Genomic DNA, 20,746 nt, shown 5'->3' with positions numbered 1-20,746 from the left:
TCCGGGCGGGCGGCCTGGCACGATGTCACCCGTGCAGCCGAGTCCCGTCACCCCGATGCCCGATGCCCAGCGCCTCCCGCCGCGGCGGGCCCGACGCCGCGGCGTGCGCGTCGCGGCGGCCGTTCTACTGGCGGCGATGCTGGTGCCGATGCTCGCGAGCTGCCTGCGGGTCCAGGTGTCGATGGGCGTCTCGTCCAACGACCGGGTGTCCGGGCGGCTGGTGGCCGCCGTGGTGCCCGCCGACCCCGGCGACAAGGGCCCGCAGCTGAAGACGCCCGAGGCGCTGGCCGCGAAGGTGCGGGTGGAACCGTACGCCCAGGACGGATACACCGGCAGCCAGGTGTTCTTCGAGGATCTGTCCTTCGGTGAAGTGCAACAGCTCGGGCAGCTGTCCGAGCAGACGCAGGGCATGTTCCAGCTGCAGTTCCAGCGCACCGGTGACCTGGTCAAGATGACCGGGCGCGTCGACCTGAAATCCGTTCCGCCGCACGGCTCCGACGTGCAGTTCACCATCGCCTTCCCGGCCCGGGTCGCCAAGACCAACGGCAGCCGCGACGGTGACAACACAGTCTCCTGGAGGCTGCCGCCGGGCGAAGTCTCGCGACCGAGCGCCGAGGTGAGCTACGCCGACCCGAACACCCGCTCGTTCGCGGGCTGGGCCGGCATCGCGGGCGGCATCACGCTCGCGGTGGCCGCCATCGTCGCCGCGCTGGCGTACATGGACCGCAACCCCGCCCCGCCCGGAGCGCCGGAAGTCGGCTTCTCTCCGAGCCGCTGGTGGCGCTCGGTGACACAGAATCGCTGAGCGGCGGGTCGGTGGGCCGGGATAGCGTGGCGCACATGGTGAGTGCCGACCTGCCGAAGACGTTGCGCGCGACCTCGATCCTGCCGGCCTGCGCTACCGGGCTGTCCGTGCTCGGCGCGGGCATCGCGCTGTACAACCGGATCACCCTGCGGCGATTGGCCGACACCCCGACCACGGTGATCGAACCGGTCACCGTCTGCGTCCCGGCGCGCGACGAGGCCGACCGGCTACCCGATCTGATCGGCGACCTCCGCGCCCAGGTGGGCGTGCCGCGCCTGGCGGTGCGCATCCTCGACGACGCGTCCACCGACGGCACCGGCGCCGCCGCCGAGGCGGCGATCGGGAACGACCCTCGTTTCACTCTGCTGCGCAGCGAATCCGGGCCGCTGCCCGGCTGGACCGGAAAGGCCGCCGCCTGTGTCCGGCTCGCCGAGGACGTGACCGCGCCGGTGCTGATCTTCGTGGACGCCGACGTGCGGCTGGCCCCGACGGCGCTGGCCGCGGCGGTCGGCGCTCTGCGCAGACGGGGAGCGGCGCTGGTCTCACCGTGGCCGCTGCAAGTGGCCGGTTCCGTGGCGGAGGCTGTGGTGCAGCCGCTGCTGTGCTGGTCGTGGGCCGCGACGCTGCCGGTCGCGATGGCCGACCGGAGCCTGCGGCCGTCCACGGCGGTGGCCTGCGGCCAGTTCCTCGTGTTCGACAACGCCGCCTACCGCGCGGTGGGTGGCCACGCGGCGGTAGCGGGGAGCGTCACCGAGGATCTCGACATCGCCCGTACGCTGCGGCGAGCGGGTCACCCCACCGTGGTCGTGGCCGCCGGACCGCTGGCTCGCACCAGGATGTATCGTGGCGCGGCCGAGTTGGACGCCGGCTACACCCGCTGGCTCTGGTCGGCCTACGACGGCACGATCGCGGGCGGAGCGGCGGTGGGACTGGTTGCCACACTCGCCTACTGGGTGCCGCCCGCGGCCGCCGCGCTCGGCCGGGGCGCGGTCCGGCGGACGGGCCTGCTCGGCTGGCTGGCCGCCGTCGGCGGGCGGCTACTGGCCCGCTCCACCGAGACCGGCGGCCCGCTGCGTGGTTCTGATGTGCTGGCCGCCTTCGCGCATCCGGTGTCGGTGGCGGCATATCTGTTGCTGTGGGCGCGTTCCCACCGGGCCCGCCGCCGCGGCACGGCGCGCTGGAAAGGTCGCTCGCTCGACTGAGCGGCCCCGCGCCGCGGCGGCCGGACTCTCATGGCACCGCGGTGATTCCCACCGTCGGCAAGAAGAAGCAGGACTTGGCGCCGTTGCGCACCGTGCCGAACACCGCGGCGAGCACGGTGCCCTTACCGGTGTCCACCGGGACCGCGCGCACCCCGCCCATCGGCAGGGCCGCGAAGAGGAAGTCCCTGAGCGCTTGCTCGGCCGAGGCCCGCAGGTCGGCGGGGACGGCCGCGGGGATCATCGTGCGGGCGATCTCCGACAGCGGCCCCATGGCGGCGGTGCCGCCGCGGCCGGTGTTCAGGTTGAGCCAGGCGACCTGCATGCCCGCGGTGTCGGGGCCGTCCGGGCCGAGGCCGTAGGGCACGAAGGTGAACATGGTCTGCCCGGCCTTGACGGCGCTGAGGTCTTGGCCGGGAAGCTGGACGGTGCGCTTGGGCCACGGCCCCGGGATGGCGCCCGCCACCGCGGGCGCCAGGCCCGCCGTGGTGTTGTCGAGGCAGAACGCGGACGCGGTCGGGTACATGAACGGCTCGATACCGAGTGTGCGCAGCGCGTCGAGCGCGGTTTGGTAGGCGCCGAACAGGTCGCCGGGTGCGGCGATCGGCACGGACTGGTCGGAGAACGCGGGAGTCGTGGCATCCGGGTCCGCGAGCGCGGCGCCCGGCCCGGCGAGCACGAGAGCGATCGAGCCGGACACGACAGCGGACAACTTGGTCAGACGGCGCATGGTGATCACGAAACCTCCTCATCGGCGGGACGATCGAGGGGCACCATACTCCGGCAAACGCGTCCATCAGCATGGATTGCGAACAGCAATCCGCTGGCGAGTCCTGTTTGCCCGGAACGAAGATGACGATCGGCCGGCCCGCGCCCTCCACTCGCGGCGACGGCCGTATGCTGCATCGGGCCGCCGGCATTCGGCGCCGGCCGTTCATGAGCGGTGACGCGACGGGCTCGGTCGAGCAGCGCACGCTCGGCTATCACAAAGATCCGATGAATCCGCGTACGACAAGAGCTACGCTCACGGTGATTACTTCCCTTGTACCCGGCTTCGCTTGCTGGGCATCATGATTCGGCTCGACCCTGACATCGGTTGACGAAGGGGTCGGCGCCAACCATCCAGAGCGACCGAGAGACCTGGCTCGTCGACGTCGCAGCAACCCCCCGGTCACCGGGTGCGGGTGCTTCCGCCGGGACCGATGGAGGACCGAAGTGATCATCGAGGGCCAGCAGATCCGCGGCGACCGATGTCGCCGATCTTCCTCCGCCAGGGCGAGCAACTCGCCGCACCGAAGTCTCTGGAGTCGCCTCGTGATCCGAACCCGTCCCCGAATCCTCGCGCTGGCACGTTCGAACTGGCCAGGCAATTCGCCTCGCTCGACCACCTCTCCGGTGGACGCGCCGCCTGGAACGTCGTGACCTCCTCCGACGCGTTCACCGGGGCGAACTTCCGGCGCGGCGGCTATCTCGAGCACGGTCAGCGCTACCACCGCGCGGCCGAGACGGTCGAGGTCGCCCGGGCGCTGTGGGACAGTTGGGCCGCGGACTCACTGGTCGTCGACCGGGAGACCGGGGTGTTCGCCCGCGAGATCCCTGAGATCCGCCATCGCGGAACGCAATTCGACATCACCGCCCGATTCGTACTGCCGCCGAGCCCGCAGGGCCACCCGGTGCTGTTACAGGCGGGCGACTCCGACGACGGCCGGGAATTCGGCGCTGCCACCGCCGACGCGATCTTCACCGCACACGGCACCCTCGAAGAGGGGCAGCGCTTCTACGCCGACCTGAAGGGCCGCCTGGCCAAGTACGGCCGCACGCCCGAGGAGGTGAAGATCTTCCCCGCCGCCACTTTCGTCCTCGGCGACACCGAGGCCGAGGCGCAGGAACGCGCCAGGCACATCCGTCTGCAACAGGTCGGTCCGCAGACCGCGATCGCTTTCCTCGAGCAGGTCTGGGGCCGTGAACTGTCCGGCTACGACCCGGACGGCCCGCTGCCCGAGGTCGAGCCCACCGACAACGTCGAGATCACGCGCGGCCGCGTACGCCACGCCAAGGATCCGCACGCGGTGGCCGCGGCCTGGCGGGCGAAGGCCGAAGCCGAGAAGCTCAGCATCCGGGAGCTGATCATCGAGGTCACCGCCCGCCAGCAGTTCGTCGGCACACCCGCGTCGGTCGCCGAGCGGATCGACGCCTACGTGCAAGCCGACGCCGCCGACGGATTCATCCTCGTCCCCCATCTCACCCCGCACGGGCTGGACGAATTCGTCGACCGGGTCGTCCCCGAACTCCAGGAACGCGGCAGCTTCCGCACCGAGTACACCGGCACGACCCTGCGCGACCACCTCGGCCTGCGCCACCCGCACCGTCGCAGCACCGCCCACGAAGGAGCCAAAGCGTCATGACCACCAGCATCGCCAGCGTTTTCGAGACCGAGTGGGCGCATTGGCACCACGCCCGCGAAGACCGATTGCGCGACCCGCTCGGCTTCCACAGCCTGACCGGGTTGCACTGGCTCACCGACAGCCCCGAGCGGCTGCCGGAGGTGCCCGGCACCTGGTGGGTCACCGACGACAAGGTGTTCATCACCGCGCGACCGGCCGACCGGCTGGAATACGACGGGCTGGGCATCGCGGGCGTGCAGATCGTGATTCCCGCCGAGGGCGCGCCCGGCCTGCACGTGCGGCACGAGCGGCGGGTGCTCGAGGTGATCCGCCGCACCGGCCGCTACGCCGTGCGCGTGCACGACCCGGCCGCGCCCACCCTGCTCGCCTTCGACGGCATCCCGGCCTACCGGCCCGATCCCCGCTGGGTGGTCTCGGGGCGGTTCACGCCGTTCGAAAAGCAGCAGACCGTGGTCACCGGCGCGGTGGTCGCGGGCCTCGAACACCGCCACAGCGCCGCGGGCACCATCGAGTTCCGCATCGGCGAGGTGACCGAACGCGTCGTCGCGTTCGGCGACCGGGACGACCTGCGGGTGCTGTTCACCGACGCGACAAGCGGTGTGACGACCTACCCGGCGGCGCGTTCGCTGGCGGTCGGCGCGCCGGGCGCGGACGGCACGGTGGTGCTGGACTTCAACCGGGCGGCGAATCTGCCGTGCGCCTTCACCGATTTCGCGACCTGCCCGGTCGCGCCCCCGCAGAACCGGTTACGGGTGGCCATCGAGGCGGGCGAACAGGACCCACGGCAGGGGCGCACGGCAGGGGCGGTCAGGCCCGAAGGAGGCAGCGTCGCGTGACCGCGCAGGGCCCCGCTCATGCCGAGAACGAACACAGTGTGAGTGAAACCACCGTTCCCCTCTCGATCCTGGACCTCGCCCCGATCAGCGCGGGCTCGACCGCGCAGCAGGCGCTGCGCAACACCGTCGATCTGGCCCGGCATGCCGAACAGTGGGGCTACCACCGGTACTGGCTGGCCGAGCACCACTTCGTCTCGGTGGCCAGTTCCTCCTCGATCACGCTGATCGGATTGGTCGCGGCGGCCACCCGGCGCATCCGGGTGGGTTCGGCGGCGGTGCAGGTGGGTCACCACACCTCGGCCTCGATCGTGGAGGCGTTCGGCACGATCGACGCGCTGTACCCCGGACGGCTCGACCTGGGATTGGGCCGATCGGGTCATCGGCGCAATCAGTTCGGGCCGGAGACCGCACGGCCGAAGGGCGGGAAGCCGGTGGTCGACACGGCGACCGGGCGCACGGTGATCCGGGACGGCGTGGTGATTCCGCCGCCGTTCGACCCGGGCCGCATTCCGGACCGGTCGAGATTCCTCGCCTCGGTGGGCGCGTTGCAGCAGCGCGGCGCGCAGGCGCTGGACTTCGCCGAGCAGGTCGACGAGGTGCGCGCCCTGCTGGCGGGCACCTTCGTCAGTGCCGAAGGCATCGCGCTGCACGCGGTTCCGGGTGAGGGCGCGCAGGTGCGGCTGTGGCTGTTCGGCAGCACCGCGGGCGAGAGCGCGGAACTGGCCGGGCGGCTCGGGCTGCCGTTCGCCGCGGCCTATCACGTCTCTCCTGGCACCGCGCTGGACGCGATCGCGGCGTATCGCGCGGCGTTCCGCCCGTCCGCCGAGTTCGCCGAGCCGTACGTGGTGGTCTCGGCCGACGTGGTCGTGGCCGAGAGCGACGCGACCGCGCGGCGGTTGGCGGCCGGCTACGGCCACTGGGTCTACAGCATTCGCAGCGGCGCGGGCGCGGCCGACTATCCCGACCCCGCCACCGTCGCGCCGCTCACCGCCGAGCAGCGGCGCTTGGTCGACGATCGTCTGGCCACCCAGTTCGTGGGTTCGCCCGGCTCCGTCGTGGAACGGCTCGCCGCGCTACAGCGGGTCTCCGGCGCGGACGAACTGCTGGTGACCTCGGTCACCCATCGGCACGCCGACCGTCTGGAATCGCATCGATTGCTGGCCGAAGCGTGGCGGCTGCGCGCCGCGCGAGCGGCCTGAACCTTCGGACAGACATGTTGCCGGTGCCGGCACCATCCCGGAGGCGCGCTCGGCGGCGCAGCCGCGGTCAGGCGCTGACCGGCGCGGCCGTGACGCCGTAACCGAGGTTGGTCAGCACCTCGCTGGTCGCCTTGGCGAAATTGAGCGTGATGAAGTGCAGGCAGGGCGCGCCTTCGTCGATCAGCCGCTGGGCGATCTCGGTGGCGATCTCGATGCCCGCCGCGCGCACCGCCGCGGCGTTCTCCTCGGCGCCGTCACCCGCCGCCGACCGCAGGCGCCGCAGCACGGAAGCGGGCAGCGGCCTGCCGCACAGTTCCTCGGCGCGCTGCACCGTACGCAGCGACGTGATCGGCATCAGCTCCGGGATGATCGGCTTGGCACCCTCGATCGGGTCCAGCGCCACGAGCCGATCGCGCAGGCGCAGGTAGTGCTCGACGTCGAAGAACATCTGGGTGATCGAATACTCCGCTCCCGCACGCAGCTTCGCGGCCAGGAACGCGGTGTCGGTCGCCAGGTCGGGTGAGCGGTGGTGGCCCTGCGGGAACGAGGCGACGCCGACGTGGAAATCGCCGAGGTCACGCACGATGCGCACCAGTTCCTCGGCATAGGAGACGCCGTCGGGGTGCTTGTGCCACTCGCCGAGCGGGTCACCGGGCGGGTCGCCGCGCAGGACCAGGATGTTGCGGATGCCGCAGTCGGCGTACGCGCCGACCAGCGAACGCAGCTCGGCGACGCTGTGGTCCACCGCGGTCAGGTGCGCGACGGGCAGCAGCGTGGTCTCCTGCGCGAGCTGACCGGTCACGCGGACGGTGCGGTCGCGAGTGGAACCGCCCGCGCCGTAGGTCATCGACACGAAGGCGGGGTGCATGCGCTCGAACTGCCGCACCGCGCGCCACAGCCGCGCCTCGGCGGCGGCGTCGCGAGGCGGATTGAACTCCACGGAGAACGGCACCGCGCGCCCCGTGTGAGCCCGCAGACTCTGTACGACCGAAGGTGTTCCAGAGACGTTCGGGTGCGTCCGGGACGGCCGGCCAGGGGTCGAGCTGCCCCGCACGTTGTCGAAAGTCACCGGTTCAGTGTAGAGGTGGCCGGTGGCCGCCCCGTCGGGTCGCTGGGGCGGCCCGCGTATTCTTCGCATCGGGCGACCCGTTCGCCACGCCGGGCGACACGCGCGACCGTTTCCGCTCGGCCCCGAATCACCCGCAGCGCCCGGGCACCCTCCGCGACCCCGTGCGTCCATCATCCGCACGACCTTGGAGGCTCCTCTGTCCGCCGGAACCGGGACTCAGACGCCGCGCCCCGCCGTGCCCCAGCCGGGCACCCCCGCCTTCGCCGCCGCCGTGGAAGACACCCTGACCGGCTTCTTCGCCACTCGCCGTCGCACCACCGAGCGCCTCGGCCCGGTCTTCGTCGAGGCCACCGACACGCTCGAGCAGTTCGTCCTACGCGGCGGCAAACGCACCAGGCCCGCGTTCGCGTGGACCGGATGGCTCGGCGCGGGCGGCGATCCGCACGCGCCCGAAGCCGCCGCGGTGCTCACCGCCTGCTCCGCGCTCGAGCTGGTCCAGGCGTGCGCGCTGATCCACGACGACATCATTGATTCCTCGCGCACCCGCCGCCGCTTCCCCACCGTGCACGTCGACTTCGAGCAGCGCCACCGCGACCGCGGGTGGGCGGGCGACTCGGCGCACTTCGGCGCCAGCGTGGCCATCCTGGTCGGCGATCTGGCGCTGTCCTGGGCCGACGACATGGTGCACGCGTCCGGTCTGGCGCCGACGGCCGTCGCCCGGTTCGCGCCGGTGTGGGCCGACATGCGCACCGAGGTGCTCGGCGGCCAGCTGCTCGACGTCAACGGCGAGGCGGGCGGCGACGAATCGGTGGAGGCCGCGTTGCGGATCAACCGCTACAAGACCGCCGCCTACACCGTCGAGCGCCCGCTGCATCTCGGCGCGGCCATCGCCGCCGCCGATCACGGGCTGATCGGCGCGTACCGCACGTTCGGCACCGCCATCGGGATCGCCTTCCAGCTGCGCGACGACCTGCTGGGCGTGTTCGGCGATCCGGCGGTGACCGGCAAGCCCTCCGGCGACGACCTGCGGGAGGGCAAGCGCACCGTGCTGCTGGCCGAGGCGCTGCGCCGCGCCGACGAGACCGACGCGGCAGCGGCCGCGCTGCTGCGCGCGAGCATCGGCACCGACCTGAGCGCCGAGCAGGTGCAACGGCTGCGCGCGCTGCTCGTCGAACTCGGGGCGGTCGACGAAGTGGAGCGCCGGATCGCCGAACTCACCGAGAGCGGGCTGGCCGCCATCGAAGCCAGCTCGGCGACGTCCGTGGCCAAGGAACGCCTGCGCGCGATGGCGCTGGCCGCGACCGAGCGGGCCGCGTGAGCGCGCCGGCAGGAGTCGCGGCGAAGAAAGGAATCGGATGAGAACCGTTGCGGGGCCGACCGATCGCGTCGTCGTCGTCGGCGCGGGACTGGCCGGACTGTCGGCCGCCCTGTATCTCACCGGCGCCGGTCACCGGGTCACGGTGCTGGAACGGGCCGATCACCCCGGCGGCCGGGTCGGGCGCTACCGCGGCGCGGACTACGACATCGATTCCGGCGCCACCGTGCTCACCCTGCCGGAGCTGATCACCGACGCGCTCGCCGCCGTCGGTCGCACGCCGGAGACCTGCGTGCCCCCGCTGCGCGTCCACCGGCTGGCGCCGGGCTACCACGCGCGGTTCGCCGACGGCGCCGAGATCAGGGTGTTCGCCGACCCGGAGGCGATGGCCGCGGAGGTCGAGCGGACCTGCGGCCCGGCCGAGGCGCGCGGATACCGGCGGCTGCGCGCGTGGCTGGCCCGGATCTACGCGGCCGAGTTCACCGAGTTCATGGACACCAACTTCGACTCGCCGCTGGAGTTGGTGCGCGTCCCGGCGAAGCGCCGCGCGCTGATCGAATTGGCGCGGCTCGGCGGCTTCGGCAGGCTCGGCCCGCGGGTGCGCGGGTTCCTGCGGGATCCGCGCCTGGCGCGCCTGTTCACCTTCCAAGCGCTTTACGCGGGCATGCCGCCCGCGCGGGCGCTCGCGGTCTACGGCGCGATCCCGCACATGGACACCTCGCTCGGCGTCTACTTTCCCGAGGGCGGCATGCGGGCGATCGCCGCGGCGCTGGCGCAAGCGTTCACCGAGGCGGGCGGCACGCTGGAACTGAACGCCGAGGTGGTGGGAATCGACTACGCGGGCCGGCGGGCCCGCCGCGCCCGCACCGCCGACGGGCGCGGCTTCGACTGCGACGCGCTCGTGCTCACCGCCGACCTCGGGTCGCTCGATCGCTTCGGCGTGCGACCCCGGCGCGGGCTGCGCGCCTCGCCGTCCGCGGTCGTCGCGCACGGCACCGTCCCCGCCGCCGTCGCGGCGCGCTGGCCGGTGCAGGCGCACCACGTCATCGAGTTCGGGCAGGCTTGGGACCGCACGTTCGCCGAGATCACCGCCCGTCGCGGCCGCGGCAAGCTGATGAGCGACCCCTCCCTCCTGCTCACCCGGCCCGCCCTGACCGACTCGAACCTGTTCGTCACCCGCGGCGGCGAACGGCACGAACCGTTCTCGGTGCTCGCGCCCTGCCCGAACCTGTCGGCCGCGCCCTTGGACTGGCCGCGCCTGGGCCCCGCCTACCTCCACGAGCTGCTCACCGTGCTGGATGCGCGCGGCTATCGGGGCATCACCGAGCACTTCGCGGTCGACCGGCTCGACACGCCGCGAACGTGGTCCGACCAGGGCATGCTGGCCGGCACGCCGTTCTCGGCGGCCCACCTCTTCCGGCAAACCGGCCCGTTTCGACCGAGCAATTTCCCCCGCTCGAGCGACAACGTGGTCATCGCCGGTTGCGGCACCACTCCGGGCGTCGGCGTACCGACCGCCCTGCTATCCGGAAAACTGGCGGCAAACCGCATAGCGGGCGAGGTCGGCCCTGCTTCGCGTGGAACCCCGCGCACCAGCCGGATAGTGTTCGAAGCGACGCCGTAAACTAAGCGCCGACCTATTCGCTCGCGGTTGCGACCGCCGACCACTCGGGGGGACCGACACCAGATGGCATCCCCCGAAACGCGCACCGCAGAGGCCGCCTCCACCGGTGTCACCGGCCCTTCGTCGCCCGCCTCCGCACGCCGCGATTCGGCCACCCCCCGTGGCGTCCTGTGGTGGATGCGCACCTGCGCCGATTTCGCCAGGAGCCCGGAGGGCCACGCCGCCCTGCTCGGCTTCTTCGGCGCGATCATGATCACCTTCGGCGGGTTCGGCGCGGGCAGCGTCCGCAAGCGGGATCCGCTGCTCGAGGCCATGCATCTGTCCTGGCTGCGGTTCGGGCACGGCTACGCGCTGTCCACGATCTGCATCTGGATCGGCGTGCTGCTGATGATCACCGCCTGGGTCCGGCTCGGGCGCGCCACGATCGGCACGGGCGACCGGACCGGCGCGGAGGTGACGCTCAACGAGCTGCGCGCCATCGTCGGCATCTGGATCGCGCCGCTGCTGTTCGCCGTGCCGATGTTCAGCCGCGACGCCTACTCCTACCTCGCCCAGGGCGCGCTGCTGCGCGACGGTTTCGACCCCTACCAGGTCGGGCCGGTCGCGAATCCCGGTGTGCTGCTGGACAACGTGAGCCCGGTGTGGACCACGACCACCGCGCCCTACGGCCCGGTCTTCCTGCTGCTCGGGCGTGCCATCACCGCCGTGACCGGCGACAACGTGGTGGCGGGCACCATCGCGATGCGGCTGGTCATGCTGCCCGGCTTGGCGCTGATGATGTGGGCGGTGCCGTATCTGACCAAGCACCTCGGCGGCAAGCCCACCGTGGCGCTGTGGCTGGCGGTGCTCAACCCGCTGGTGCTGATCCACCTGATCGGCGGCGTGCACAACGAGATGCTGATGGTCGGCCTGATGTGCGCGGGCATCGCACTGGTGCTGGAGCGCCACCACGTGGCCGGCATCGTGGTCGTCGCGATCGGGGTGGCCATCAAGGCGACCGCGGGAGTGGCGCTGCCGTTCCTGGTGTGGATCTGGATGCTGCACGAACGCGAACGCCGCGCGGCACAGCGGGTCGGGCGCGATCCGGCGCACCTGCCCGCCAGCGAGCAGCCCGGCGACGCCGCCGAGCCGACCGAGGACATGCCGCATCCGGCGATGATGTTCGCCAAGATCGCCGGGCTCGGCCTGAGTGTGTTCGCCGTCGTGTTCGTCGCCGCGTCGGCCATCGCCGGGGTCGGCATCGGCTGGCTGACCGCGCTGTCCGGTTCGAAGAAGATCATCAACTGGCTGTCGCTGCCGACCGTCATGGCGCACGCGATCACCTGGATCACGCCGCTGCGGCTGGAATCGGTGCTCGAGGTGACCCGTGCGCTGTGCGCGCTGGCCCTGGTCGCGGTGCTGGCGCTGACTTGGTGGCGATTCCGGCACAGCGAACGGGAGGCGGTGCTGGGCATCCTGATCGCGTTCGTCGCGATCGTCATCCTCTCGCCCGCCGCGCTGCCCTGGTACTACTCGTGGCCGCTGGCGCTGGCCGCCGGCTTCGCGCTCTCCACCACGACGCTGATGGCGCTGGTGGGCGTATGCACGTGGCTCATGCTGGTCTTCCAGCCGGACGGTTCGATCGGCCTGTACAACTTCTGGCACGTCGTGGCGGCCACCTTCGCCGCGGTCGTGGCGGCGCTGTCGCTGCGCACGGTGGACCCGCTGCGCCTGCGCGCCGCGCCACCGAACAATGTCGCGGTCACCTCCGGCGACGCCACCGCTTCGCCCGCTACTCGATGACCGGAGATCGTCTACCGGGCTCCGCCCTGCTGCCGCTCGCTTACCGTGAGTGCAGGCAGATCGCCGCCACCCACGGCCGCACCTACTTTCTGGCCACCCGGCTGCTGTCGGCCGAGCGACGCCCCGCGGTGCACGCGCTCTACGCGTTCGCGCGAATGGTGGACGACATCGTCGACCGCGCCGGACTGCCCGCGGCGCACGGGGATCCCGCGACCGAACTCGACCTGATCGAACGAGACCTGCGCGCCGCGCTCGAATCGGACACCGCTTCGAGCGGTGCGCCGCTCCCCGCTGTCGAGAACCCGGAGCAAGGGTCGAGCCGAGAAGTCGACCAGCGGCCGCGCACGCTCGTCCTGGCCGCCGTCACCCACACGATTCACCGCTATGGCATTCCCGCACAGCACTTCTGGGCGTTCCTGGATTCCATGCGCATGGACGTGCCCGGTGCGCCGGGCTTCCGGAACCGCTACGCCACCATGGCCGAACTGCGCGAGTACATGCGCGGCTCCGCGGCCGCGATCGGACTGCAACTGCTGCCCGTGCTCGGCACCGTCGTCCCGGTGGCCGAGGCCGAGCCCGCTGCCGCCGCACTGGGCGAGGCGTTCCAGCTGACCAACTTCTTGCGGGATGTGGCCGAGGATCTCGACCGCGACCGGGTCTACCTGCCCGCCGATGCCCTCACCGCGTTCGGCGTCGACGAGGACCTGCTGCGCGAGTGCCACCGCACCGGACGCACCGATCCGCGTGTGCGCCGCGCCCTCGCCCATCTCATCGCGGTCGACCGGGATCTCTACCGCCGCGCCGAACCCGGCATCGACCTGCTCGAACCCCGCGTGCGCCCCGCCATCCGCACCGCGGCCACCCTCTACGCCGACATCCTGCGCCACATCGAACGCAGCGACTACGCCGTCTTCGACCACCGCGCCGTGGTCCCCCGCCACCACCGCCTCCGCGTAGCCGCCACCGAGTTCACCACCGCAACCCTGCGCAGCCGCCTCGACCGCTGACCACACCGCCGCAATCGCCGCCGACCACATCGCCCGACCACGATGCGACAGCTCACGGTGCCCGAGCGACCACCGTCCCCCGCCAGTCACCACGGACATCCCTCCGACGACCACTATCGACCACGAACCTCGAGCAGTACGGTCAGTGGCCACGCACCCCCAGCCAGTTCAATCATCGAATCCGGCCAAACCCGCGCCCACCGTGGTGTTCAACCGCCCCACAGAACTCCTCGCCGTCACGGACGGCTGCCACAGAGTGAAACCTAGATCGACAAGACGAGTGGCGGCGGCTCAACTAGGCACGGCGACGCGATGGCGAACGCCGGGCCGCGGCGGCGGTGAACTCGGCCCCACGCGGCGATGTGCGAGCCGGCGCAAAACGGGCCCTGTTCGACCGAACGCACCGCCCTCATCGAGGACGGCGAGTCCTTCCGCCAGGCCATCCCCGCAACACCGCAACCCAGCCCGGTCCCAACACGGTGACCACAATTCGAAATCGACCAGTAACCTACCCCTACCAGTCACGTGCACCAAGTGTCCAGCACGCATACCGCAGAGCTACTCGGCCTCACCAAGGGACGTGTCAGCCAGATTCGACGCGCCCAGCGCACCTCAACCCCCGGTTTCGAGCGAAGCGAGACCGAGCATGCGCCGTTCGCGGCCCGGCTCGCGTCCGAGTGGCCGCCGCGTCCGCGACGAAGGAGAGCAAGCGGCGGCCACTCGGACGCGAGCCATAGAGGGGCCGCGAACACCCAGCGCCGCAGGCGCTGGAAAACCAACACAGTCGCGGCCAACTAAAACGGATCCGCCGCCGCCCGCCGCAGAACTTCGCGGGCCAATGGACCGTGCAGGGCGTCGATCGGTTTGCCGGGGAGGCTCTCGTCTTCGGTGAAGATCCATTCCAGGATCTCCTCGTCGGTGTACTTCGCGTCGCGCATCACGGTGATCAGGCCGGGCAGCGGCTTCACGACCGCGCCGGTGTCGTCGAAGAAGCGCTCCGGGATACCGGCCACGCCGTCTCTGCGGAGGGCGATCAGCTGGTGGTCGCGCAGCATCTGGTGGACGCGGGTCACCACCAGCCCGAGCCGGTCGGCCACCTCCGGCAGCGGCACCAAGGTCACCGACTGCGGAAGGACGTCGTCACTGCAGGGAAATGCACTCACGCGGATAACGGTAGACGGTGCCGCGCCGCACGTCGTGAGACACCCGGGGTGGTGGGAGTCGATACCATCGTGGGGGCCGCACGGAGCGGCTGATCGCTTGTCGCAGGTATCGCGCGAGAGGTGAGAACTTTGTGAAAGCCGGAGGACTTCTCTTGATCGGCCAGATGCTGGAAGGGCGCTATCGGATCGATGCGCCGATCGCCCGCGGCGGAATGTCGATGGTCTTCCGCGGGGTCGACACCCGCCTGGACCGGCCGGTCGCCATCAAGGTGATGGATCCGAAGTTCGCGGGCGATCCGCAGTTCCTGTCGAGGTTCGAGTTCGAGGCGCGCGCGGTCGCCAAGCTCAAGCATCCGTCGCTGGTCGCGGTGTACGACCAGGGCGTCGACGGCGACCATCCGTTTCTGATCATGGAGCTGGTCGAGGGCGGCACGCTGCGGGAGCTGCTGCGCGAACGCGGCCCGATGCCGCCGCACGCGGTGCGCGCGGTGGCCGAGCCGGTGCTGGCGGCGATCGGCGTCGCGCACTCGGCGGGTCTGGTGCATCGCGACATCAAGCCGGAGAATGTGCTGATCTCCGACGCGGGCGAGGTCAAGATCGCCGATTTCGGTCTGGTGCGCGCGGTGGCCGCGGCGAACACCACCTCGGCGAGCGTCATTCTCGGCACCGCCGCTTACCTGTCGCCCGAGCAGGTCACCAGCGGCTCCGCCGATTCGCGCAGCGACGTCTACTCCTTCGGCGTGCTGATCTTCGAATTGCTCACCGGCCAGGTCCCGTTCACCGGCGACACGTCGATCTCGGTGGCCTATCAGCGCATCGAGAACGATGTGCCGAGCCCGAGCGGATTCATCTCCGGGGTTCCGCCGGAGTTCGACGAACTGGTGGCCAAGGCCACCGCGCGCGAGCCCGCGCATCGGTTCGCGGACGCGAACGAGATGGCGGCCGCGCTGCGGGAGATCGGCGTCGCGTTGCGACTGCCCTCCTACCGGGTGCCCGCGCCGCAGGAGTCGGCCGAACATCTCAGCGCCAGCTATCGAGCGGTCCCGCCGGATCCCGCCGACCGGCCCGGGTTCGCTGGGGCGTCGGCCCACGAGCCGCATTCGGCGCAGCCTGTGCAGCACACCCGAGTGGTCACCGCCCAGCGGCCCCGGCTGGACTACCCGCCGGACGACTACGACCGTCCGCAACCGGTGCGCCAAGCCCATCCCGCGCCGCCGCCGTATCCGCCCTATGCCGACGAGCTCAACCGGTCCCGGCGCACGGTGTGGCTATGGGTGGCCATCGTCGCGATCCTCACGCTGCTGGTAGGGATCGGCGGCTGGTGGCTGGGGGTCGGCCGCTACACGGCGGTGCCGCCGATTGCGGGGCTGGACACCGACAAGGCGGTCGCCACTCTCCAGAACGCCGGGTTCGAGACCGAGATCCGGCAGAAGGCGTCGGACACGATCCCCGTCGGCGGCGTGGTCGGCAGCGACCCGTCGGCCGGTTCCAAGATCACCAAGGGCTCCACCGTCTCCGTCCTGGTCTCCAACGGCAAGCCCAAGGTGCCGGACGTCAAAGCCGGTGATCAGGTGTCGAAGGTCAACCAGTTGATCAAGGACAACGGCCTGCAACCGGTCGACGCCGGAGAAGAGTCCAACACCGCCCCGAAAGGAACGGTCGCCCGGGTGGAACCGAGGCCCGGCACCGTGCTGCCGCTCGGCGCGCAGGTGAAGGTCTACCGCAGCAAGGGCTCCCAGCCGGTGAAGATTCCCGACGTCCGCGGCAAATCGACCGAGGAGGCCACGAAGATCCTCAGCGACGCCGGCATCTCGATCCGCGAGACCAAACCCCAGTTCGATCGCAGCATCGAAGCGGACAAGGCCATCGGCACCCAGCCGGGCGCGGGCGCCACCATCCAATCCGGCGACGGGGTGGTCCTGCTGATCTCCAACGCTCTGAAGATGCCCGATGTCCGCGGGTGGACCGTAGCGAACGCCCGCACAAAGCTGGAAAGCCTAGGTCTGCAGGTCGAGGTCAAACAGCTGGCGCGGGCGGACAGCTCACTCGTGGTCTCGCAGACACCCGCCATCGGCGTCAACCTCGAGGCGGGCGACACGGTCACCATCGTGGCGCTGCCCTAGCCCGAGCGGACCGGCCGTCCGGGCTTCGGCGCTCAGCGCAGCATCTCGGCGACGAGGAACGCCAGCTCCAGCGACTGCTGCGTGTTCAGCCGCGGGTCGCAGGCGGTCTCGTAGCGGCCGGACAGGTCCAGGTCGGAGATGTCCTGCGCGCCGCCGAGGCACTCGGTGACGTCCTCGCCGGTGAGTTCGATGTGCATGCCGCCGGGGTGCGTGCCCAGCGCGTGGTGCACCTCGAAGAAGCCCTGCACCTCGTCGACGATGCGGTCGAAGTGGCGGGTCTTGAAACCGGTGGACGCCTCGTGCGTGTTGCCGTGCATCGGGTCGCACTGCCAGATCACCTGATGGCCGGTGGCCTGCACCTTCTCGATGATGGGCGGCAGCACGTCGCGCACCTTGCTGTGGCCCATGCGGGAGACGATGGTCAACCGGCCCGGCTCGTTGTTCGGATCCAGCCGCTCCACGTATTCCACGGCCTGCTCGGGCGTGGTGGACGGGCCGATCTTCAGGCCGATCGGGTTGGCCACCAGTTCGGCGAACGCGATGTGCGCGCCGTCGAGCTGGCGAGTGCGCTCGCCGATCCAGAGGAAGTGCGCGGACAAGTCGTAGAGCACCGGCTCGCCGATCGCGTTCTCGCTCAGCCGCAGCATGGCGCGTTCGTAGTCCAGCACCAGCGCCTCGTGGCTGGCGTAGATCCGGGCGGATTTCAGGCTCGGGTCGTTGACCCGGCACGCGGTCATGAAAGCCAGGCCGCGGTCGATCTCCTCGGCCAGCGCCTCGTAGCGCGCGCCCGCGGGCGATTTCGCGACGAAGTCACGGTTCCAGTCGTGCACCTTGTGCAGGTCGGCCATGCCCGCGCCGGTGAGCGCGCGCACCAGGTTCATCGCGGCGCTCGCGTTCGCATAGGCCCGCACCAGGCGCGACGGATCGTGCTCGCGCAGCGCCGCGTCGGCGGCCAGCGCGTTCACCATGTCGCCGCGGTAGGACTTCAGCCCGAGCGAGTCGACGTCCGAGGAGCGCGGTTTGGCGTACTGACCGGCGATTCGCGCCACCTTCACCACCGGCAGACTCGCGCCGTAGGTGAGCACGACCGCCATCTGCAGGAGAGTGCGGATGTTGCCGCGAATGTGCGGCTCGGTGTTGTCGGCGAAGGTCTCCGCGCAGTCGCCGCCCTGCATGAGGAACGCCTCACCACGGGCGACCTCGGCCAGCTGCTCGCGCAGTTCCTCCACTTCGGCGGGCACGCAGATCGGCGGCACGCTCTCCAGCACGGTGCGCATTTTGGCCGCCTGCTCCGGATCCCAGGACGGCTGCTGCAGCGCGGGGCGCGCCAGCGCGTCGTCCAGCCGCCTGCGCAGTTCTGCGGGCAGCGGCGGCAGTTCCGGCAGGCGATCGATGGGTACGTCGACGGTCCAGTTCACGTGTTTCAGAATACGGACCGAACACCCTGCAAGAACACCCGGTAGCAGTGGTCGAGTACCGCACCAAGGTGGCGGAAATCTCCACCACATGGGCCCTTGCGCGCGCGGCGGCGGTCGTCACCATAGGGTTGCCAGGAACCCGTACCCGCCGCAATGGCACCGGAAGCCGAGGAGAGACCGATCTCGCTGCGATATTTCTACGACTGCGAATTCATCGAGGACGGTGTGACCATCGATCTGGTCTCCATCGGCGTCGTCTGTGAGGACGGCAGGGAGTACTACGCGGTGTCCACCGAATTCGATGCCGAGCGTGCGGGTCCGTGGGTCCGCAAATTCGTGCTTCCGCAATTGCCTTCGCCGTCCTCGCCGCTGTGGCGCAGCCGCGACCGGATCCGCGACGAGTTGTACGCGTTCCTGGTGCCGCGCCCGACGGTGCAACCGGAGCTGTGGGCCTGGGTTTCGGCCTACGACCATGTGGCGCTGTGCCAGCTGTGGGGCTCCATGGTCGATCTGCCCAACGCCCTGCCGCGCTACACCAACGAGTTGCGCCAGCACTGGGAGGCGCACGGCCGTCCCGAGCTGCCGCCGATCCCGCCGGACGCGCACGACGCGCTGGCCGACGCCCGGCACAACCTCGCCAAGTTCGACGCCATCGAAGCCGCTCGCCGCGCGGCGCCGCGCCTGTGACGCTCGTGCCGTGACGCACGACGGCCCCGAGTCGATTCTTGGGTTCTAGAGATCGTCGCAACACCCCAGTTCAGGGGAGATTGCGATGGACTTCAGGATCCGGTCGGACCGGAAAACGGGGCCGGGTAAGAAATTGCGCGCCGAGCGGGCGGAGTATCTGCGTCTGGTGGAACTCGGCTACAGCAATCGGGCGGCATCGAGGATGGTCGGCGTCAACGAGCGCACTGGGCGTGAGTGGCGCAACGGCCGTGACGATCCCAAGCGCAGGAGGCTGCCCGCTGGCATCGAGCGGGCAGCCTCTGCCATGAGGTCGCGGTATTTGAGTGAGGACGAGCGCATCCACATCGCCGACCGGCGGCGGGAGAAAGCCGGTATCCGCGCGATCGCCGCCGAGCTGGGCCGCAGCCCGTCCACGATCAGCCGTGAGATCCGCCGCAACGGCACCGTGGGCTCGGCCGGGCAGCTGACCTACCGGCCCCACGCCGCTCAGGCCCGCGCCGACGCGCGGCGGCCACGCCCGAAACTCCGCAAGACCGCCCGCTACCCTGAGCTGGCCGAATTCATCCAGCAGCGGCTGGACAAGCGGTGGAGCCCGGAGCAGATCTGCCAGGCTGTGGGCAAGCACTTCCCCGACCGGCCGGAGCTGCACGTGGTCCACGAGACCGTCTATCAGGCCCTCTACGTGCAGGGCCGCGGTGAGCTGCGCCGTGAACTGGCACGAGCGCTGCGCACCGGCCGGATCCGGCGCAAACCACGCCGCCAGGCCGCGTGCCGCCAGCCCCGATTCACCCACCCCATGGTCATGATCAGCGACCGGCCCGCCGAAGTCGCCGACCGAGCGGTGCCCGGGCACTGGGAGGGTGACTTGATCATCGGCAAGGAGCCTCGGCGATCGGTACTCTCGTCGAACGCAGCACCCGCTATCTCATGCTGGTCCATCTGCCCGACGGGCGAACTGCCGAACACGTGCGCGATGCCTTGCAGCGCACCGTTACCCGACTGCCGCCGCATCTGGTGAGGTCGTTGACCTGGGACCAGGGCAGCGAGCTGGCCGAACACCACCAGTTCAGTATCGTCACCGACGTCCCCGTCTACTTCTGCGATCCGGCCAGTCCCTGGCAGCGCGGCTCGAACGAGAACACCAACGGCCTGCTTCGCCAATACTTCCCCAAGGGAACCGACCTGTCCGTGCACACCCGCGAAAACCTCGACGCTGTCGCCGCCGAACTCAACGGCCGCCCACGCAAAACGCTCGGCTGGGATACCCCAGCCGAGCGTCTGGCTAAGCTACTCGCGGCCTAACTCGACCACGAGTGTTGCGACAACCCCTGGAATCCGCCATTCGACTCGGGGCCGTTGTGTGACGGGTGTGTCAGTGGCCGTGCTTGCCGTTGGCCGCTTCTTGCGCCCGCTGCAGCACCTTCAGCTGCCGGTGCTCTTCCTCGTGCTCGATCTCGAAGTGCCGATCGCTCTCCTCCTGCGGGTCGGGCCGCAGGAAGCTGCCGGTGCCGGGCTTGCCGGCCGAACCGAGCTGGTTCATCTTCTTCGGCACCGGTGCGCCCTGGTACTCCAGCGGGATCGGGTGACCGTGGTCGTCGACCGGGCCCAGCGGCTGGTGCACCTCGATGTATTCGCCGTGCGGCAGACGCTTGATCACACCGGTCTCGATGCCGTGCTCGAGCACCGCGCGGTCGCTGCGCTGCAAGCCCAGGCAGAACCGGTATGCGAGGTAGTACGCCACCGGCGGGGCGACGAGCAGGCCGATGCGGCCGATCCAGGTGGTCGCGTTCAGCGAGATGTCGAACTTCAGCGCGATGATGTCGTTGACGCACGACAGCGTGAGCACCACGTAGAACGCGATGGCCATGGCGCCGATCGCGGTGCGAACGGGCACGTCGCGCGGGCGCTGCAGGAGGTTGTGGTGCGCGCTGGTGTCGCCGGTGAGCCGCTTCTCGATCCACGGGTAGGCGATCAGCACCGTGAAGACCAAGCCCATGATCAGTGCGACCCAGAACACCGCGGGCACGGTGTAGTTGCCGATGTAGAGCTCCCAGGGCGGCATCAACCGCGCCAAGCCGTCGGTCCACATCATGTAGAAGTCCGGCTGCGAACCC

Annotated in this window: 14 protein-coding genes, 3 pseudogenes and 1 riboswitch; of the genes and pseudogenes, 12 read left to right on the top strand and 5 right to left on the bottom strand. The window is 70.6% G+C overall.

Annotated features, from left to right (window positions below):
- Window positions 1–22 precede the first annotated feature (22 nt).
- Both ON27_RS09495 and ON27_RS09490 read left to right on the top strand, forming a co-directional pair.
- On the top strand, window positions 23–805 hold the full coding sequence (locus ON27_RS09495; RefSeq protein WP_051046383.1) for an LppM family (lipo)protein: 783 nt from the start codon (window positions 23–25) through the stop codon (window positions 803–805).
- A 35-nt stretch (window positions 806–840) separates the two neighbouring features.
- Window positions 841–2,007, top strand: a complete 1,167-nt coding sequence (locus ON27_RS09490) for a glycosyltransferase family 2 protein (RefSeq protein ID WP_043722713.1) — start codon at window positions 841–843, stop codon at window positions 2,005–2,007.
- Between the two features lie 28 nt (window positions 2,008–2,035).
- On the opposite strand, the gene ON27_RS09485 is transcribed toward ON27_RS09490, so the two are convergent.
- Window positions 2,036–2,734, bottom strand: coding sequence for a hypothetical protein (locus ON27_RS09485; RefSeq protein WP_043722708.1), 699 nt, complete (start codon window positions 2,732–2,734; stop codon window positions 2,036–2,038).
- Window positions 2,735–3,119: 385 nt separating this feature from the next.
- Window positions 3,120–3,213: riboswitch (SAM riboswitch) on the top strand.
- Between the two features lie 143 nt (window positions 3,214–3,356).
- Between ON27_RS09485 and ON27_RS09480 the strand changes: the two are divergent.
- The 3 genes and pseudogenes from ON27_RS09480 to ON27_RS09470 form a co-directional block, all read left to right on the top strand.
- A pseudogene (locus ON27_RS09480) lies at window positions 3,357–4,409 on the top strand (NtaA/DmoA family FMN-dependent monooxygenase); the annotation flags it as partial.
- The gene (locus tag ON27_RS09475) at window positions 4,406–5,245 is read left to right on the top strand and encodes a DUF1684 domain-containing protein (RefSeq protein WP_043722669.1); all 840 of its coding nucleotides are present in this window, start codon (window positions 4,406–4,408) and stop codon (window positions 5,243–5,245) included. The pseudogene ON27_RS09480 and the gene ON27_RS09475, both read left to right, overlap by 4 nt.
- 38 nt (window positions 5,246–5,283) lie before the next feature.
- Window positions 5,284–6,444, top strand: a complete 1,161-nt coding sequence (locus ON27_RS09470; RefSeq protein WP_043722702.1) for an LLM class flavin-dependent oxidoreductase — start codon at window positions 5,284–5,286, stop codon at window positions 6,442–6,444.
- A gap of 67 nt (window positions 6,445–6,511) precedes the next feature.
- Here the strand turns inward: ON27_RS09470 and ON27_RS09465 are convergent, their stop codons facing one another.
- On the bottom strand, window positions 6,512–7,513 hold the full coding sequence (locus ON27_RS09465; protein WP_043722665.1) for a methylenetetrahydrofolate reductase: 1,002 nt from the start codon (window positions 7,511–7,513) through the stop codon (window positions 6,512–6,514).
- A 184-nt stretch (window positions 7,514–7,697) separates the two neighbouring features.
- On the opposite strand from ON27_RS09465, the gene ON27_RS09460 reads away from it, so the two are divergent.
- The 4 genes from ON27_RS09460 (at window position 7,698) to ON27_RS09445 (ending at window position 13,241) form a co-directional block, all read left to right on the top strand.
- Window positions 7,698–8,831 carry a polyprenyl synthetase family protein gene (locus tag ON27_RS09460; RefSeq protein ID WP_043722662.1) on the top strand — a complete coding sequence of 378 codons (1,134 nt, stop codon included), beginning with the start codon at window positions 7,698–7,700 and terminating at the stop codon, window positions 8,829–8,831.
- Between the two features lie 37 nt (window positions 8,832–8,868).
- Entirely contained in the window at window positions 8,869–10,452 is a 1,584-nt protein-coding gene (crtI, locus tag ON27_RS09455; protein WP_043722659.1) for a phytoene desaturase family protein, read from the top strand.
- Window positions 10,453–10,515: 63 nt separating this feature from the next.
- Window positions 10,516–12,234 (top strand): alpha-(1->6)-mannopyranosyltransferase A, encoded by a 1,719-nt coding sequence (locus tag ON27_RS09450; protein WP_083887460.1) that lies wholly within the window; start codon window positions 10,516–10,518, stop codon window positions 12,232–12,234.
- A complete protein-coding gene (locus tag ON27_RS09445) occupies window positions 12,231–13,241 on the top strand; it encodes a phytoene/squalene synthase family protein (RefSeq protein WP_051046381.1) in 1,011 nt (336 codons plus the stop codon). Before ON27_RS09450 ends, ON27_RS09445 begins: the two co-directional genes overlap by 4 nt.
- Window positions 13,242–14,035: 794 nt before the next feature.
- Here the strand turns inward: ON27_RS09445 and ON27_RS09440 are convergent.
- Entirely contained in the window at window positions 14,036–14,404 is a 369-nt protein-coding gene (locus tag ON27_RS09440) for an Rv2175c family DNA-binding protein (RefSeq protein WP_043722656.1), read from the bottom strand.
- A gap of 152 nt (window positions 14,405–14,556) precedes the next feature.
- Here ON27_RS09440 and pknB point away from each other — a divergent pair, with 152 nt between their 5' ends.
- Complete coding sequence (gene pknB / locus ON27_RS09435; protein WP_043722692.1) at window positions 14,557–16,527, top strand: Stk1 family PASTA domain-containing Ser/Thr kinase; 1,971 nt, start codon at window positions 14,557–14,559, stop codon at window positions 16,525–16,527.
- Window positions 16,528–16,559: 32 nt separating this feature from the next.
- Here pknB and ON27_RS09430 read toward each other — a convergent pair whose 3' ends face one another.
- On the bottom strand, window positions 16,560–17,945 hold the full coding sequence (locus ON27_RS09430; protein ID WP_043722653.1) for a class II 3-deoxy-7-phosphoheptulonate synthase: 1,386 nt from the start codon (window positions 17,943–17,945) through the stop codon (window positions 16,560–16,562).
- 186 nt (window positions 17,946–18,131) lie between these two features.
- Between ON27_RS09430 and ON27_RS09425 the strand changes: the two genes are divergently transcribed.
- Entirely contained in the window at window positions 18,132–18,632 is a 501-nt protein-coding gene (locus tag ON27_RS09425; RefSeq protein WP_043722688.1) for a polyadenylate-specific 3'-exoribonuclease AS, read from the top strand.
- An 85-nt stretch (window positions 18,633–18,717) separates the two neighbouring features.
- A pseudogene (locus ON27_RS09420) lies at window positions 18,718–19,934 on the top strand (IS30 family transposase).
- Window positions 19,935–20,004: 70 nt separating this feature from the next.
- Here ON27_RS09420 and ON27_RS09415 read toward each other — a convergent pair.
- A pseudogene (locus ON27_RS09415) lies at window positions 20,005–20,746 on the bottom strand (cytochrome bc1 complex cytochrome b subunit); the annotation flags it as partial.

It is taken from the genome of Nocardia asiatica NBRC 100129 (genome assembly GCF_000308415.1).
GTDB lineage: Bacteria > Actinomycetota > Actinomycetes > Mycobacteriales > Mycobacteriaceae > Nocardia > Nocardia asiatica.
The sequence above is the reverse complement of the archived record's forward strand: the minus strand, read 5'-3'. Positions and strand labels throughout refer to the sequence as shown.

What these genes read in the sequence shown, in the direction of transcription:
- crtI (WP_043722659.1), top strand. Translation starts at nt 8,869, where the DNA reads ATGAGAACCGTTGCGGGGCCGACCGATCGCGTCGTCGTCGTCGGCGCG.
- ON27_RS09490 (WP_043722713.1), top strand. Translation starts at nt 841, where the DNA reads ATGGTGAGTGCCGACCTGCCGAAGACGTTGCGCGCGACCTCGATCCTG.
- ON27_RS09450 (WP_083887460.1), top strand. Translation starts at nt 10,516, where the DNA reads ATGGCATCCCCCGAAACGCGCACCGCAGAGGCCGCCTCCACCGGTGTC.
- ON27_RS09445 (WP_051046381.1), top strand. Translation starts at nt 12,231, where the DNA reads ATGACCGGAGATCGTCTACCGGGCTCCGCCCTGCTGCCGCTCGCTTAC.
- ON27_RS09495 (WP_051046383.1), top strand. Translation starts at nt 23, where the DNA reads ATGTCACCCGTGCAGCCGAGTCCCGTCACCCCGATGCCCGATGCCCAG.
- ON27_RS09485 (WP_043722708.1), bottom strand. Translation starts at nt 2,734, where the DNA reads ATGCGCCGTCTGACCAAGTTGTCCGCTGTCGTGTCCGGCTCGATCGCT.
- ON27_RS09475 (WP_043722669.1), top strand. Translation starts at nt 4,406, where the DNA reads ATGACCACCAGCATCGCCAGCGTTTTCGAGACCGAGTGGGCGCATTGG.